At 71.1% G+C, this 14,726-nt stretch carries 14 protein-coding genes; 3 read left to right on the plus strand and 11 right to left on the minus strand.

Annotation, left to right across the window (positions count from 1 at the left end):
* The first annotated feature begins 117 nt into the window (after positions 1–117).
* The 3 genes from KHF85_RS16825 to KHF85_RS16835 all read left to right on the plus strand — a co-directional run bounded on the left by KHF85_RS16825 (position 118) and on the right by KHF85_RS16835 (position 4,025).
* The gene (locus KHF85_RS16825; protein WP_284567534.1) at positions 118–2,280 is read left to right on the plus strand and encodes a TonB-dependent siderophore receptor; all 2,163 of its coding nucleotides are present in this window, start codon (positions 118–120) and stop codon (positions 2,278–2,280) included.
* A gap of 328 nt (positions 2,281–2,608) precedes the next feature.
* The gene (gene pnuC, locus KHF85_RS16830; protein WP_284567535.1) at positions 2,609–3,184 is read left to right on the plus strand and encodes a nicotinamide riboside transporter PnuC; all 576 of its coding nucleotides are present in this window, start codon (positions 2,609–2,611) and stop codon (positions 3,182–3,184) included.
* 103 nt (positions 3,185–3,287) lie between these two features.
* Entirely contained in the window at positions 3,288–4,025 is a 738-nt protein-coding gene (locus tag KHF85_RS16835; RefSeq protein ID WP_064538814.1) for a UTRA domain-containing protein, read from the plus strand.
* 302 nt (positions 4,026–4,327) lie between these two features.
* Here KHF85_RS16835 and KHF85_RS16840 read toward each other — a convergent pair whose 3' ends face one another.
* From KHF85_RS16840 to xpsF, 11 genes are all read right to left on the minus strand, one after another.
* The gene (locus tag KHF85_RS16840) at positions 4,328–5,161 is read right to left on the minus strand and encodes a glycosyltransferase family 2 protein (RefSeq protein WP_284567536.1); all 834 of its coding nucleotides are present in this window, start codon (positions 5,159–5,161) and stop codon (positions 4,328–4,330) included.
* 6 nt (positions 5,162–5,167) lie between these two features.
* Positions 5,168–7,495, minus strand: coding sequence for a type II secretion system secretin GspD (gene gspD / locus KHF85_RS16845; protein ID WP_284567537.1), 2,328 nt, complete (start codon positions 7,493–7,495; stop codon positions 5,168–5,170).
* Between the two features lie 11 nt (positions 7,496–7,506).
* Entirely contained in the window at positions 7,507–8,289 is a 783-nt protein-coding gene (xpsN, locus tag KHF85_RS16850) for a type II secretion system protein XpsN (protein ID WP_284567538.1), read from the minus strand.
* Positions 8,279–9,055 (minus strand): type II secretion system protein GspM, encoded by a 777-nt coding sequence (gene gspM / locus KHF85_RS16855; RefSeq protein WP_284567539.1) that lies wholly within the window; start codon positions 9,053–9,055, stop codon positions 8,279–8,281. Before gspM ends, xpsN begins: the two co-directional genes overlap by 11 nt.
* The gene (locus tag KHF85_RS16860) at positions 9,036–10,160 is read right to left on the minus strand and encodes a PilN domain-containing protein (protein WP_284567540.1); all 1,125 of its coding nucleotides are present in this window, start codon (positions 10,158–10,160) and stop codon (positions 9,036–9,038) included. The genes gspM and KHF85_RS16860 overlap by 20 nt, the downstream gene beginning before the upstream one ends.
* Entirely contained in the window at positions 10,157–11,017 is an 861-nt protein-coding gene (locus KHF85_RS16865; protein WP_284567541.1) for a type II secretion system minor pseudopilin, read from the minus strand. Before KHF85_RS16865 ends, KHF85_RS16860 begins: the two co-directional genes overlap by 4 nt.
* Positions 11,014–11,664, minus strand: a complete 651-nt coding sequence (locus KHF85_RS16870; protein WP_284567542.1) for a type II secretion system protein J — start codon at positions 11,662–11,664, stop codon at positions 11,014–11,016. The genes KHF85_RS16865 and KHF85_RS16870 overlap by 4 nt, the downstream gene beginning before the upstream one ends.
* Complete coding sequence (gene xpsI / locus KHF85_RS16875; protein WP_064538808.1) at positions 11,661–12,077, minus strand: type II secretion system protein XpsI; 417 nt, start codon at positions 12,075–12,077, stop codon at positions 11,661–11,663. The genes KHF85_RS16870 and xpsI overlap by 4 nt, the downstream gene beginning before the upstream one ends.
* Entirely contained in the window at positions 12,074–12,523 is a 450-nt protein-coding gene (gene xpsH / locus KHF85_RS16880) for a type II secretion system protein XpsH (RefSeq protein WP_284569586.1), read from the minus strand. Before xpsH ends, xpsI begins: the two co-directional genes overlap by 4 nt.
* Before the next feature lie 79 nt (positions 12,524–12,602).
* Complete coding sequence (gene gspG, locus KHF85_RS16885; protein WP_009575957.1) at positions 12,603–13,037, minus strand: type II secretion system major pseudopilin GspG; 435 nt, start codon at positions 13,035–13,037, stop codon at positions 12,603–12,605.
* Between the two features lie 461 nt (positions 13,038–13,498).
* Positions 13,499–14,713 (minus strand): type II secretion system protein XpsF, encoded by a 1,215-nt coding sequence (gene xpsF, locus KHF85_RS16890; RefSeq protein ID WP_284567543.1) that lies wholly within the window; start codon positions 14,711–14,713, stop codon positions 13,499–13,501.
* Between the last annotated feature and the right edge of the window lie 13 nt (positions 14,714–14,726).

Raw genomic sequence — 14,726 nt, forward strand, 5'->3', positions numbered from 1 at the left:
GCGTGCATGCCGCGCCGCGCTGCCGGCAGCGCGTCTGCCCCTGCCTCCGCCTCCGCCATTGCCCGCGCGCAGCGGCATCCGTCTTTTCCGTTTCGATTCCCGCTTAGAGGTTCCAGCATGCCGCATCCCTTTCCCGCACTCGCACCGCTCGCCCTGGCGTTGGCGCTGGCCGCCACCGCCGCACCGGCACGCGCTAGCGATGCGGACACGCAGACGCCGGTCGAGCTGGACGCGGTCAACGTGCAAGGCGAGCAGCCGCGCCACCGCTCCGCGCTGGGCGGCTACGGCGACGCCGCGCTGCTGGACACGCCCGCCTCGATCGGGGTGATCGACCGCGCGCAGCTGGACGACCGCCAGGTGCGCGTGCTCAGCGAAGTGCTGCGCGCCGACGCCGCGGTCGGCGACAGCTACGCGCCGATCGGCTACTACGAGAACTTCGTGGTGCGCGGCTATGCGCTCAACGCCGCCAACAGCTACCGGATCAACGGCCTGACCGTCACCGGCGAGCAGGACGTGGCGCTGGAGAACAAGCAGCAGGTGCAGGTGCTCAAGGGCCTGTCCGGGCTGCAGTCAGGGCTCACCGAGCCGGCCGGCGTGATCGACTACATCACCAAGCGCCCGCAGCAGGTGCGCACGCTGGTCCTGGGCACGGACGACGACGGCGGCCGCTACGCCGCTCTGGATCTGGGCGACTGGTTCGGCCGCGAGCGCCAGTTCGGCCTGCGCGTCAACGCCGCGCACGAGGACATCCGCAGCTACGTCGCGCATGCCGACGGCCGCCGCAACTTCCTGTCGCTGGCCGCGGACTGGAACATCGATGCGCAATCGTCGCTGCAGCTCGACGTGGAAGACCAGGACCGGCAACAGCGCTCGGTGCCCGGCTATCAATTGCTCGGCGGCGAGCGCGTGCCCGGCGACGTGTCGGTGCACCGGCTGCTGGCCTACCAGCCCTGGTCCAGGCCGGTCGGCATCGACGCGCTCAATGCGCAACTGCGCTATCAATACCGCTTCAACGACGCCTGGCACGCACAGCTCGCGGCCGCACACAGCCGCGCGGTGATCGACGACTATTCCAGCTTCGCCTGGGGCTGCTACGGCGCGGCCAGCTGCGCCAGCGACGCGATCCCCAACTACTTCAGCCGCGACGGCGACTACGACCTCTACGACTACCGCAGCCCCGACGACACGCGCCGCAACGACCAGGTACAGGCGAGCGTGTCCGGCACGTTCGCCACCGGCGCGCTGCAGCACCAGCTCAACGCCGGCCTGGACGAGCTGCACCGGACCATCGACCAGCACGGCGCGATCAACGCATTGATCGGCAGCGGCACTATCGACGCCGATCCGCCGCTGCTGACCCAGGCCGACGCCGAACTCAGCCCCAGGCGGCGGCGCCTGGACAGCACCCAGCGATCGCTGCTGGTCAGCGACCGCGTCGGCATCGGCGAGGCCTGGCAGCTGCTGCTGGGCGCGCGCCAGGTGCGCTACGACGAGCGCGCCTGGGACCGCGACGGCGCGCTGACCCGGCACACCCGCCGTTCGGAACTGCTGCCGCAGGCGGCATTGCTGTTCAAGCCGCAGGACACGTTGTCGCTGTACGCCAGCTTCGCCAAGGGCCTGGCGCCGGGCGGCACTGCGTCGTGGTTCGCCAGCAATGCCGATGCGATCCTCGCCCCGACCTCTGCCTACCAGACCGAAGCCGGCCTGAAATACGAGCGCGGCGGCCTGGCCCTGGGCGCGGCCGTGTTCGACATGCGCCAGGCCTATCAGTACGCGCAGCCGCAGGCCGATGGCAGCTTCCTGTACCTGCAGCAGGGCCGCCTGCACAACCGTGGCATCGAACTGTCGGCCGACGGCGCGATCGGCGAACGGCTGCACTTGCAGGCCAGCGTCGCCGGCCTGCGCGCACGCGCCGAAGACACCGGCACCCCGGCCTACGAAGGCCACCAGGCACTGAACGTGCCCAGGCTGCGCGCCAGCGCCCAGGCCAGCTGGGACGTGCCGGGCGCGAGCGGCCTGGCGCTGCTCGGCGGCGCGCAGTACAGCGGTGCCAAGTACGCCGACCGCAGCGGCCGCGTCGCCGTCGGCGGCTACACCGTCTACAACGTGGGCGCGCGCTACGCGACGCGGCTGGGCACGCTTCCGACCACGCTGCGGTTGAGCGTGGACAACCTGGCCGACAAGCGCTACTGGCGCGACGTCGGCGAGTACCTCGGCGACGACTATCTGTTCCTGGGCGCGCCGCGCACCGCGCGGCTGGCGCTGCAGTTCGATTTCTGACGCGGGACGCGGGACGCGGGACGCGGGACGCGGGACGCGGGACGGCAGGATGATGTCCCGGGGTAAATCGATGTCAAGCGATTTGATGCAAAAAGGGCCGATTTTTTTAAAAAAACGGCTTTTTTGCAGCTCCAGCGCAGCTGCTTTTCTGTAGGAGGGGCTTCAGCCCCGACGCGTTACCGGTAACGCGTCGGGGCTGAAGCCCCTCCTACAGAAAATCAGAAATGCAGCGAACTTGCGAAAATCCCGAGTCCCGAGTCCCGAGTCCCGAGTCCCGACACCCCACACCCCACACCCCACACCCCCCAACCACCGAGCCCCCACCCGCATGTCCCCCCTCGAACTCCTCGCCGTGCTGGTCAACATACTCGGCGTCTGGCTGACCGCGCGCCGGGTACGCTGGTGCTGGCCAGTCAACGTGGTCGCGGTGCTGCTTTACGCGTGGCTGTTCTACCAGTGGAAGCTGTACTCGGACATGCTGCTGCAGGGCGTCTACGTGGTCCTGCAGGGCTACGGCTGGTGGCGCTGGAGCCAGGGCCGGCTCGACCACGGCAAGGTCCAGGTCGGCCCGCTGCCGCGACGCGAGGGCGTGCTGTCGCTGCTGGCCGGCGCCGCCGGCGCGCTGTCGCTGGGCTGGCTGATGCACCGTCACACCGATGCCGCGCTGCCGTGGCTGGACGCAGCGCTGTCCGCCTTCAGCCTGGTCGCCAGCGTCTGGGCGGCGCGCAAGCGCATCGCCAACTGGACCCTGTGGATCGTGCTCGACAGCCTCTACGTCGGCGTGTTCGTCTACAAGGGGCTGTATCCCACCGCGGCACTGTACGCCGGCTTCGTGCTGCTGGCGATCTACGGCCTGCGGCTGTGGCAAGCGCAGCAGCGCGGCGCCGCCGTCGCGGCGCCATGAACCGCCGCGGCGTGCATCATGGCGGCGACACCCCAACACGGCGGCTGCCAGCAGCGCGCCGCGTGCACCACGTCAGCCTCTGCCGCAGCGCCACGGAGACCCCATGCCCACACCGTTGAATCCCGCCGCCGGCTTCGGCCAGCGCATCGTCGATGCACTGCTGGCGCGCATCGTCGGCGGTGAGTGGGCGGCGGACCAGCGCCTGCCGGTGGAGCGCGAACTGGCCGCGCTGTTCGGTTGCACCCGCATCACCTTGCGCGAGGCGCTGCAGCAACTGGAGTCGGAAGGCTATCTCTACCGCGAGAACCGGCGCGGCTGGTTCGTCAGTGCGCCGCGCGTGCGCCACGATCCCACCAGCATCGCCGGCTTCATGCAGTACGTGGCCGCGCAGGGCGGCACGCCACGCACCGAACTGCTGAGCGCACGGCGCCAGCCGGCCGGCGCGACGCTGGCGCGGCAGCTGCAACTGGACGAGGCCGGGGCCGAGGTGTTCGTGCTGCAGCGGCGGCGCTGGATCGGCCGCCGCGCGGTGCTGCTGGAAACCAATGCGATTCTCGCCGCATGGGCGCCGACCCTACTCGATCACGACCTGGCCGGCTCGCTCAGCGCCGTGCTGGGACAACGGCTCGGGCTACGCCTGGCGCGCAGCCGGCTGTCGATGTATCCGGCCACGCTGGTCGCCGAGCAGGCCGCGCTGCTGCAGTCCACCGCCGGCACGCCGTGCTTCCGGCTGCAGCGGGTCAGCTATGCGGCCGACGGCCGCGCGGTGGAATTGGATATCGAGTCCTGGCGCCACGACGTGCTGGAAGTGACGGTGGAGGTGCAGGCGCCGCCGCAGTGAGGCCGGCCTGCGCATTGGCAGGAGCATGGCGAACATGCACCGGTACATACACCTGTAGGAGCGGCTTCAGCCGCGACGAGTTGCCGGCCATCTGTCGCGGCTGAAGCCGCTCCTATAGGTGTCGCGCGCTAGCAGGCTGCTGAAAAACTCCACAGGACCTATGACTGTCGTCTTGAGATACCCCGTTTTGGGGCTTCTGCGTGGAATCTGAGGCGTCCGATGTCAGCAGAGGACGCAGAATTCACAGGGGACGGCTCACCGGTGTGGGTTTGTCAGGTCCAAATTGGTATTTCAGCAGCCTGCTAGGCGTCGAACAGCGCGCGCTGCGGGTCCGGCGGCGGCAGGTCGGCGTACAGGCGTTGCAGCTGCTCGCGGCGCGCGTGCAGCGGATCGTGCATCAGGAAGCCGGCCAGCCGCGCATGCCAGGCCGGCCAGCGTGTGGCCAGCGCGTCCATGTCGCCGTCGGCGGCGCGGCCCTCGCCGCTGCACGCCACGTAGGCGGTCTCGCACAGCACGTTGCGCCAGCCGAGCCCGGCCATGCGCAGCGACAGGTCGATCAGCGCCGCGTACCAGGAACCGTAACTGCTCGCGTCCAGGCCGCCGGCGCGCTGCCGCGCCGCGCCGCGCAGGGCCACCGCATGGCACACCGCCGACGGCAGTTCCGGATGCTCCGGCGGCAGCGCCGCGCAGGCGCGTGCCAGGCGCTCGCCATCGTCGGGCAGCGGATTGATCTCGCCCAGCCGCGGCCAGGCGCAGGCTTCGCCGGCATTGCTCCACGGCGTGGCGCTGGCGATGGCCGCATCGCGCGCCAGGCACGCGCTCAGGTGCTGCAGCCAGCCGGGCAGCGGCTGCGCGTCCGCGGCCAGCACCACCACGTCGGCCGCGCCGCAGGCGCGCAGCATTTCGTCCAGATGCGCGACCTCGCCGAGCATGCGCGGGCGCCGGGTGTAGTCGGCCTGCAGGCGAGTACGCGCCAGCCAGGCCTCGATCACCCGGATGCCGCGCGGTCCCGCCTGCGCGTCGTCGGCCAGCCACACGCGGGTGCCGGCCGGGGTCTGTGCCTCCAGCGCGCCCAGGCATGCGTCCAGCGCGACGTCGTCGACGCCGACCGGCAGCAGCACGATGGGCAGGGTCACCTGCGCTTACTTCTTGCCCGCTGCCGGCAGCGGCTGCATCGCCTTGAACTTCTGCCCGTACTCGTCGGTGAGATTGCGCGCTTCCTGCGGGTTGCGCACGATCGTTGGAGTCAGCAGCACGATCACTTCGTTGCGGGTCTTGTCCTGCGTTTTCTGCCCGAACAGCGCGCCGACCACCGGCAGCTTGCTCAGCAGCGGCACGCCGGCGCTGCCGTCGGTGGTGCTGTCGTTGATCAGGCCGGCAAGCATGATGGTGTCGCCGCTCTGCACCGCCGCCTCGGTCTTGACCCGGCGCGTGTTGATGTCCACGTTGCAGGAAGCGCTGTTGGCCACGGTGGAGGTGCCCGAGGTGCACGCCGCCGGGCGCGCGCCGGGCGTACTGACTTCCTGCACGATGTCCAGGAACACCATGCCGTCCTTGGTCACCCGCGGCCGCACCTTCAGGATCACGCCGGTATCGATGTATTGCACAGACGAGTAGGTGCTGTCGGCGCCGATGCCGGTGTTGATCGAAGTCGAGTTGATCGGGATGCGCGTGCCCACGTTGAGCGTGGCCTCGGCGTTGTTGCGCACGAATACCGACGGGGTCTGCAGCAGCTTGAGATTGGTGACCTTGTCCAGCGCGCTGATCACCGCCGCGGCGTTCTTGCCGAGGAAGGTCCAGCCCAGGCCGCCGACGCCGATCTTGCCGGCGATATCGCCCCAGATGTTGCGCCCGGCGGCGCTGGGCAGACCGCCGCCGGCGCCGAGCCCGGTGCTGTTGGCCACGTTGCCGTCGGCGGAGGCGTTGACCGAATTCTCGAAGAACCAGTTCACCCCGTACTGCAATTGCCCGGTCAGGCTGACCTCGGCCACCTGCGCCTCGATGTGCACCTGCATCGGCATCACGTCGAGCTTCTCGACCACGTCGCGGATCGAGCGCCACGACTGCGGCGTGGAGCGCACCAGCAAGGTGTTGGTCTCCTCCACCGCCGACACGCCGACCTTGTCGCCCTGCACGTCCAGGGTCACGCTGCCGTTGCCAGCGGTGCGTGGCGACAGCTGCAGACCGCCGCTGCCCAGACCGCCGCTGCTGCTGCCGGACGAGGAACCGCCGCTGCCCGAGGACAGGCTGTCGCTGCTGCCGTTGAGGCCGCCGCTGCCGCCCAGGCCGCCATCGCTGCTGCCGTTGAGGCCGCCAGTGAGGCCGCCGCCGCCCATCTGGCTCAGCTGCGTGCCCGGCATCAGCGAGGCGTTGGAATCGCCGCGGTTGCCGCCGGCGCCGAACACGTCGGCCAGGCGGTCGGCCAGGTCCTTGGCCTTGATGTATTTCAGTTCGTAGGAGAACAGCCGGCTGCCGCCGCCGGCGCTGTCGATGCGGTCCAGCCAATCGTGGATCTGGTCCAGGTAGCGCGCCTGCGGGGTGATCACCAGCACCGCGTTGGCGTTTTCCAGCGGCATGAAGCGGAACATGCCGGCGCTGGGCGTCTTGCTGTTGTCGCCGAACACCTTCTCCAGGTCGGCGGCGACCTGCTCGGCCTTGCCCGACTGGATCGGGAACACGCCCACCGACATGCCCGACAGCCAGTCCACGTCGAAGATCTGCACCGTGCGCAGGTAGTTCTCCAGTTCCGCGCGGGTGCCGCCGAGGGTGATGACGTTGCGCGCGCCGTCGATGCCGACAATCGCGTTCGGCCGCGCGTACGGCTCCAGCACCTTCTTCATTTCGCTGGCAGAGATGAACTTCAGCGGCACCACCCGCACCTCGAAGCCGCGCGCACTGGCCGGCGAGGCGGTGCTCGGCGCCACGGTGCCGGCCAGCGCCTGGTCGGCGGGCACGATGTTGTAGCGGCCGCCGCTGTAGACCATGCGCGCGTTGTTCCAGCCCAGCACCATCTCCAGCAGGTTCAGCGCCTGCGCCGGCGACACCGGCTTGGGCGTGGCCAGGGTCACCGTGCCCTGCACGCCTGGGGCGATCACGTAGTTCTGCCCGAGCATGTCGCCGAGGATCGCCTTGACCACCGCGTGCACCGACTCGCCTTCGAAGTTGAAGGTGGCGCTGCCGCTGCTGGCGTTGGCCAGCGACGGTGCCGGCGCGGCGGCGGCACTGGAATTGATCATGGTGCCGCTGCCGCGGCGGATCACCGGGGCCACGCGGTCCGGGATGTCGTTGGGATCGGCTGCGCCGGCAGACCCGCCGGCGGTGCCGCTGCCGCTACTGCCGCCGCTGGTGCTGCCGGCGGCGCCGACGTTGGGATTGATCGCGGCGCCGCGGCGGACGTCCGGCGAAGGCGTGGTGGCGCAGCCGGCCACCAGGCCGATCGCGAGGAACAGGGAAAACAAGCGCGGCGTCATGCGATCACTCTTCAAGGGTTCTGGGCTGGGGTGGTGCCGTTCTGGCGCTGCTGCTGCAACTGCCGGCGGCGGGCTTCGATACGTTCGCGGATGGCTTGCAACTGCTGCGACGACGGCGCCGGTGCGGCCGCCGGTGCGCTCGGCGCCGGGGTCGGCGGCGTGCCGTTGGCGCCCGCCTGCGGCGTGGCGGCGACGGGAGTGGCCGGGGCGTTGAGCGCAGGCGCAGCAGGTGACGATGGCGCCGCCGGCAACGGCGGCATGCCCGGCGGGCGGGCGCCCTGGCCGAGCGCGGTCGGCGGTTGCCCGCCCTTGCCGTCGAACACCTGCAGTTCCAGGGTCTGAGTACCGCCGCTGCCGCTGACCACCGCGCGGCGCGGTTGCAGCGACAGCAAGCGCCAGCCCTTGACCGGGTCGTGGTCTTGCTGCAGGCGCAGCGATTCGCCCTGCTCGGTGGTCAGCGTGGCCATCTTGAAGCTGTCGGTGAGCAGCACCCCGGTCAGGCGCACGCTCGGCGCGGCGCCCTGGCCGTTGTCGGCGCTGAGGAAGAACGGATGCGGCAGGCGGTCTTCGGCGAACACCGGACGCGCGGCGATCTCGGCGTAGCGCGAATAATCGCCGAGGCGCTCGGCGGACGCGGCCGGCAAGCTCGGCAGGCGCTGGGTCATGCCCGGATCGTCGGGCAGCGGCACGATGCGCTGGCCGAGCCCGGCCAGGCCCAGCGCCCAGATCAGCAGCCCCCACAGCGCCAGCGTCGCCAGCCACACGGTGCGCAGCCCGATCGCTTCAATTCGCATGCGCACCCTCCACTTGCTGCGGCGGCTGCGCGGCGGCATCGGGCATGGCCGGTGGGGCCTGGGTGGCGGCGGGGTCGCTCGGGCCGGACCCGGCAGGCGTGCCGGCGTCCATTGCAGGCGCGCCACCCGGCGACGGCGTGCCGGGGGCCATGCCCGCGGCCGCAGGCGGCGCCGGCATCGCGTTCGGGCGCAGATAGCCGGCCAGTTCGAAGGCCACGTCCAGGCCGTTGCCGCTCTCGCCCGGCGACAGCTGGTAGCGCTGCGCCATCACGTTGAGGTTGTCCACGAACAGCGCCGGGCTGCCGCTTTCCAGCGCGTGCAGCACCGCCGCCAGTTCCGGGGTGCCGCAGCGCAGCCGCACCTGCACCGCGACGCGGGTGAAGCGGTCGCGGCGGTTGTCGGCGGCCAGCGGCGAGCGGTTGCTGATCGCGCAGCTGCGGTTGCCGGGGCTGGCGGTGGCCACCGCGCTTTCCAGGCGCTGCACCAGCCCGGCCGAGGCCAGCTCGGCCGAGGTCTCGCGCAGGAAGCCCGGGCGCGTGACCAGGGCGCGTTGCGCCTGCTGCAGCCGTTGCGTCACCTGCGGCGCCTGCTGCAACTGCATGCGCACGCGCAGTTCGCGCTGGCGCAATTCCTGGATCTGCACCTCGACCTCGCGCATCGGCACGGTCCACCACGGATGCACCAGCAGCAGATAGGCCAGCGCCAGCGCCGCCAGCAGCAGGCCCAGCGCCAGCCAGCGGTCGCGCTTATCGACCTGCACCGGCATTGGCGGCCTCCTTGCGCTTGGTCCCGGCCAGTTCGGCGGTCAGGGTGAAGCGGTCGCGGTGGCTGCCCGGATCGGCCTGCAGCACGCCGGTCAGTGACGGCGTGTGCCACAGCGGCGAGCCCTCCAGCCGCCCGACCAGCGAAGACGCCTCGCTGCTGAGGCCGATCAACTGCAACTGGTCGCCCTCGATCGAGAATTTTTCCAGGTAGGTGCCCTCGGGCAGGCGCTTGCTGAGTTCGTTCCAGATTTCCAGCGCGGTCGGGCGCTCGGCGCGCAGTTGGTCGAAGAAGGCCGCGCCTTCGACCAGATCGACCAGTTGCTGGCGCTGCGCGGCCACGCCGCGCGCGCGCTGCGCGCCGCTGTCCACTTGCGCGCGCAACTGCTCGAGCGCCTCGCGGCGGTTGTCCAGCAGCTGCCAGCCGGCGGCGAACAGCGCCAGCAGCGCGGTCGCGGCGAGGATCGCGTTCCAGCGCCGCATCGGATCGGCGCGACGATGGCGCTGCTCCGGCGGCAGCAGGTTGACCCCCAACGGCGTGCCATCGGCGGCGGCGACATCGACCCCGGCCAGGGTCGGGCGCAGCGCACCGGCGCTGGCCTGCAGGTCCTCCAGCACGCGGCGCGGCGCCACCACCAGTTCGGCGTCCAGTTGCGCATCGTCGCGGCGCGCGCCGGGGCGCACGTCGTAGACCACCTGGTCGGCCTGGAACGGCGTCTGCCGGTCGATCTCGAACCTGACCACGTCGCGCAGATGCTCGGCGGCCGCGGCGGGCAGGCGCAGCGTGCGCTGCAGCGCTGCCTGCGCAGGCAGCAGCCACACCCGCGGCAACGCGGCCAGGCGCGGGCCGAGCACGGCCTCCAGGTCGCTCGGCAGCAACGGCCACGGCAACGCCAGCGGCGTGCCCAGTTCGGCATCGACCTGGCGCGCGACCACTAGCTGTTCGCCCTCGCGCCACAGCAGCAGCCGCGCCTGCGACCAGCCAAGTTGCAGTTGCCAGCGCGGCGGCAGCCACGCCATCAGCGAACGCTGCCACCAGGCCAGCACGCCGCCGGCACCGGGCGCCATGCGCACGCCGAGCTTGTTCATCGTGTCCCGCCACGCAGTCATCGAACGGCCGATCCTTCTTCCCATCGCAGCACAGTGTAGGCGGTGCCCGGTAGCGCCGACGAGCCCGGGCGCACCACGGCGCGCAGCACCGCCTCGCGTCCGGCGGCCAGTCGCGCGCGGCTTTCGATGCTGTAGGTGCCGCCGCCACCGCCGATCGCAGCGGCCTGCGCCGGGTCGTTGCGCTCGCGTTGCGCCAGCACCTGCTGCGCATCCAGGCCGAGCGCGGTCAGCACCGGCACCGGCGCGAAATCCGGCGCCGGGCGCGAAATGCCGCTGTACAGGGTCAGGTTCGGCAGCAGCTTGGCGTACAACTGCGCATCCATGCCCAGCACCAGTTGCAGTTCGGCCAGGCTCTCGAACGGCGCGTCCTTGGCGCCGTACGGCAGCCCGGCGGCGGCGTAGTCCGGGTCCTCGGCGCCGCCGTTGGGCTGGCTGAGGTTGTCCGGGTCGCGCCAGTCCACGATCGCCGCGGCGATGCGGTCGGCGCGCTGCGGATCGCCGCCGACCGCGCGCACCAGCGCCGCCAGCAACGGCGCGTCGGCCAGGTTCAGATCGACCTTGCCGCTCTCGTCGGTGACCCGCAGGTCGATCGTGGCGTCTTCGTACTGCCAGCGGTAGCGGCGCCCGTCGGCGCGCCAGCCCGGCTGCGTCGGCGTGCCGGCGAGCCGGGTCAACGCGTACTCCAGCCCGGCGCGGGCGCGCTCCTGCGCCGCCGCGCCGTCGCCCAGCACCTTGCCCTGCAGGCCCTCGGTGCGCGCGGTCAGTGCGAACGCGCCGATCAGCGCGGTCAGCAGCGCGATCAGCCACAACACCAGCACCAACGCCGCGCCGCGCGCCTGTCCGGGTGCCGCGCTCATTGCGGTGCCTCGGCGCCGCCGGCCTGGCGCAACGCCACCACCAGCGGCGGCCACAGCATGCCGTCGTCGCTGCTCAGTTCGATCGACACCAGCAGCGGCAACTGGTCGGTCTTTTCCCAGCGTTCCTGCCAGGGTCCGATCGTGCCGCGCTCCGGATCGATGCCGCGGTAGCGGAAACGCACCTGGCGCAGGCCCTCGGCCAGCGGCTCGGGCGGACGCGGCTTGGCGTCGGGGATCTGCTTTCCGGCCTGCACCTGCACCAGCGCGATCGCCAGGCGCTGCCGGCCAGCGTCGCCGCTGACGCTGAGGTCGTGCAGGTAAGGGCCGCCGCGGCCCAGATAATCGGGAAGATCGGCGACGAACTGCATGCGCTGCGGCTCACCGACGAAGCGCACCGGCTGCAGGGTGCGGCTGTCGATGTCCAGCGCCAGCGCTTGCGCGCCGCTCAGGCGCCGGCGCAGGAAGCCCTCGACCGCGCGCATGCGCTCGCTGCGCCCGGCGATGGTCTCGCCGCGGCCGCTGATCGCGGTGGCCGAGCGCAGCGTGGCGAAGGCCAGGGTCAACCCGCCGACCAGCAGCACCGTGGCCAGCAGCACTTCGATCAGGGTGAAGCCGCGTGCGGCGGCGCGACCCGGCGCGCGGCTCACTGCGGCATCCCGTTGGCCTGCGCGCTGACCAGGCGCAGCGTCTTCCACTGCAGCGCCTGTGCCGGCGCATCGCCCCAGCGCACCTGCAGGTTCAGCTGCAGCAGCGTCGGCGCGCCTGGCGTCAGGGTCGTGTCCGGCGGGCGCCGCGCATCGACGTACGGCGCCACGTCCAGGGTCCAGCGGTAATGGCCCTGCTCGAAGCTGCCCTGTTCGCGGCCGGGCTGCAGCGGCTGCTCCACGCCTTGCGCGGCCAGCAGCGATTGCGCATACAGGGTGGCGCGGCTGAGCTGGTCGGCGCGCTGGACCTGGCGTGCGGCGCCGGACAGCGAGCCGAGCAGCAAGGTCAGCGCCAGCGCCAGCAGCGCGAACGCCACGATCACCTCGATCAGCGTGTAGCCGCGCTGCGCCTTCATGGCATGCCCTGCTGCGGCGGACGCCCGACCTTGACCTCGCCGGTCAGCCAGGCCACGTCGATGCGCCAGCTGGCCTTGCGGGTCAGCAACTCGATGCGCCCGCCGGTGGCGGCGCCGTCCTCGAAGAACTGGATCGCGCCTTCGTCCTGGCGCCGCTGCGCCTCGCGCGCGCCGCTGAAGCGGATCGCCAGCGACGCCGGGATCTCGCCATGGCGGCCGTTGGGCGCCTGCCAGCGGTGCGCCTGCGGATCGATCAGGAAGCGCTGCGGCTGGCCGCTGGCGATCGCCTGCGCGCGCGTGTAGCGCAGCTGCGCGGCGATCTCCTTGGCCGACGAGCGCAAGCGCATGCCGTCGATGCCGCCGGTCAGCACCGACGCCGCCAGCATCGCGGCGATCGCGATCAGCCCCACCACCAGCAGCATCTCCAACAGCGACACGCCGCGCATGCGCGCACGCGCCAGCGGTACGCACGCGTGCGCACCGCGCTGGAGAACGCCGGCAGGAGTGTGGATCACGGCGCCGCGATCACTCGTACTTGATGTCGGCGTCGTAGCTGGTGCCGCCGGGCTGGCCGTCCTTGCCCAGGCTGATCAGATCGAACGGCTTGCCGTCGCCGGGCACCTTGTACTCGATCGGGTGGCCCCACGGATCGTTCAGTTCGGTGGCCTTGGCATACGGACCGAGCCAGCCGCTGACGCCGCCCGGCGCGGCGACCAGGTCGTCGAGCTTGGACGGCAGCTTGCCGGTGTCCAGCTGGTAGTTGTCGATCTTGCCGGCCATGGTCTGGATCTGCGACTTGGCCAGGTTGGCCTTGCCGCGATCGGCGCCGCCGAGCACGCGGCTGCCGACCAGGGTCAGCACCGCGCCGATCAGCACGATGACGATGATGATTTCCAGCAGGCTCATGCCCGACTGGCGCGCGGCGGAGGGGGAACGGGTCAGGGAGCGGATATTTCGCATTGCATCGGATCCTTGCGGTGGAAAGCCTATGTAGCCGAACGCGGTGACAAGCGACGCCGCCGCGTGCGGGTCGTGCAGCTACGCTTCATGCGCGGCGACGGCCGCGGCGCGGCCGCGATCGACGCATCTCGCACTTCGCGCATGACGCGGCGCACACATGCTGCGGGCATGAGGTGTACCCAATGCTTCGACCATTCGCGGCGCCACAGGTTCACGCTGCCAGCCCTGGCGCAGCACCACGGGCGCCGGAACCGCCGGCCCGGCCATCCGTGGCCGGGCGTCCGGCCATGCGCGAACCAGTGGTTCGCAAACGCATGGCCTCTTTCGATTCGATGCACCGCTGCGCCACAGGTTCACGCCGCCATCCCTGGCGCAGCACCACGTGCGCCGGAACCGCCGGCCCGGCCATCCGTGGCCGGGCGTTCGGCGCCACATGCGCCATGGCGCATGAGCGTGGCGCCTCACCCAATCGCATTGGTGAGGTCGTACAGGGGGACGAGGACGGAGATGATCACCAGCCCGACCACCGAGGCCAGGACCAGGGTGATCAGCGGCACCAGCGCGGCGAGCAGGCGGTCGATCGCCTGCGCGGTTTCCTGTTCGAAGGTGTCGGCGGTCTTCAGCAGCATCGTGTCCAGTGCGCCGGATTCCTCGCCGACCTGGATCATCTGCAGCGCCAGCCGCGGGAAGCGCTTGCCCTTGGACAGCGACGCCGACAGGCCATGGCCGTTCTTGACGTCGTCGGCGGCGGCGCCGACGTCGGCGGTCAGCGCCAGGTTCGACAGCACGTTGCGCGAGATGCCCAGCGCGGACAGCAGCGGCACGCCGTTGCGCAGCAAGGTGCCCAGGGTGCGGGTCAGGCGCGCGGTTTCCAGCCGCGCGATCAGCACGCCGATGAAGCGCTGCCTGAGCAGCCAGGCGTCGAAGCTGGCGCGGAATACCGGATCGCGGCGCTTGCGGTCGATCGCCAGCAGCGCCAGCCCCGGTACCACCAGCAGCGCGATCCACCAGTCGCGCACGAACAGGCCCACGCCCAGCACCGCCTGGGTGAACCACGGCAACTGCACGTCCAGGCTCGCGTACATCAGCGCGAACTGCGGCACCACGTAGCCGAGCAGGAACAGCAGCGCGCAGCCGACCACGCTGACCAGGATCGCTGGATAGATCAGCGCGTTGATCACCCGTCCCTTCAGTTCGCGGCTGCGCTCCAGGTATTCGGCCAGGCGCTGCAGCGTATCGTGCAGGCTGCCGCCGGCCTCGCCGGCGCGGACCATGTTGATGTACAGGCGTGAGAACAGGCCATGCTGGCGCTCCAGCGCGGTGGACAGCGGCGCGCCGCCGCGCACCGCGTCGCGGATGTCGCCGACGGTGCGCTTGGAGCGCTCGTCCTCGGGCAGTTCGAGCAGGATGGTCAGCGCGCGGTCCAGCGGCTGGCCGGCGCCGAGCAGGGTCGCCAACTGCTGGGTGAACTGCACCAGCGCCGCACCGTCGAACGGCTTGGGCCGGAACAGGCCGCGCAGCGAGGTGCCGCCGCCCTGCGCAGCGAGCCTGGCCTCCATCGGCATATGCCCCTGCTCCTGCAGGCGCAGCGCCACCTCGGCGTCGCTGGCGGCTTCCATCTGGCCTTCCAGGATCTCGCCGTGCGGGTTGAGCGCTTTGTAGCGGTACAGGGGCATTAGCTGCGGGACG

It is taken from the genome of Xanthomonas graminis pv. graminis (assembly GCF_030168915.1).
GTDB lineage: Bacteria > Pseudomonadota > Gammaproteobacteria > Xanthomonadales > Xanthomonadaceae > Xanthomonas_A > Xanthomonas_A translucens.